This window comes from Streptomyces actuosus (genome assembly GCF_016921115.1).
GTDB classification, from domain to species: domain Bacteria; phylum Actinomycetota; class Actinomycetes; order Streptomycetales; family Streptomycetaceae; genus Streptomyces; species Streptomyces actuosus_A.
Genome location: NZ_JAFFZS010000135.1, coordinates 1 through 711 on the forward strand (window position 1 = coordinate 1; position 711 = coordinate 711).

Genomic DNA, 711 nt, shown 5'->3' on the forward strand with positions numbered 1-711 from the left:
TGTAGTCGGAGACGTCGTAGCCGCCGTCCCTGAGGGGGGACTGGAAGAACGGTGGCAGCCACAGGCAGTCCACGCCGAGCCATTGCAGGTAGTCGAGCCTCGCGGTCAGGCCCTTGAGGTCGCCGACACCGTCGCCGTTGCTGTCCTGGAAGGAACGGACGAGAACCTCGTAGAAGACGGCGCGCTTGAACCAGTCGGGGTCGCGGTCCTTGGCCGGGGTGTCCTCGAAGGTGTCGTGAACGGGCGAGTTGACGGTCATGACGCTCCTGGCCTCCCTTCGCTGGTGCCGGTCACCGGACGTGGAACACGTGGGCCGGCGTGCGGCCGGGCTCCAGGCGTACGTAGTTGGCCCTGCCCCAGCGGTAGGTCGCACCGGTGAGTTCGTCGTGGACGTTCGGCTCGGCATGCCGGTCCAGGCCGAGCTGCGGCATGTCCAACGAGACCGTGGCCTCGTGGGTGTGGTGGGGGTCGAGGTTGGCGACCACGATCACCGTGTCGGCCCCCTCGCGCTTGCTGAAGGCGATGACCGACTCGTTGTCCGTCCGGTGGAAGCGGAGGTTGCGCAGGCGGTGCAGGGCGGGGTGGCGGCGCCGGATGTCGTTGAGGCGGGTGATCAGGGGGGCGATGGTGCGTCCCTCGCGGGCGGCGGCGTCCCAGTCGCGTGCCCTGAGCTGGTACTTCTCCGAGTCGAGGTACTCCTCGCTGCCGTCG

General features: G+C 68.8%; 1 protein-coding gene and 1 pseudogene. Both read right to left on the reverse strand.

Features of this window, described 5'->3' with window-relative positions:
- A partial coding sequence (locus JS756_RS35930; RefSeq protein ID WP_240204883.1) for an alpha-amylase family glycosyl hydrolase occupies positions 1 to 259 on the reverse strand: 259 nt, incomplete at its 3' end.
- Positions 260 to 290: 31 nt separating this feature from the next.
- Positions 291 to 711 (reverse strand): annotated as a pseudogene (locus JS756_RS35935) (alpha-1,4-glucan--maltose-1-phosphate maltosyltransferase); the annotation flags it as partial.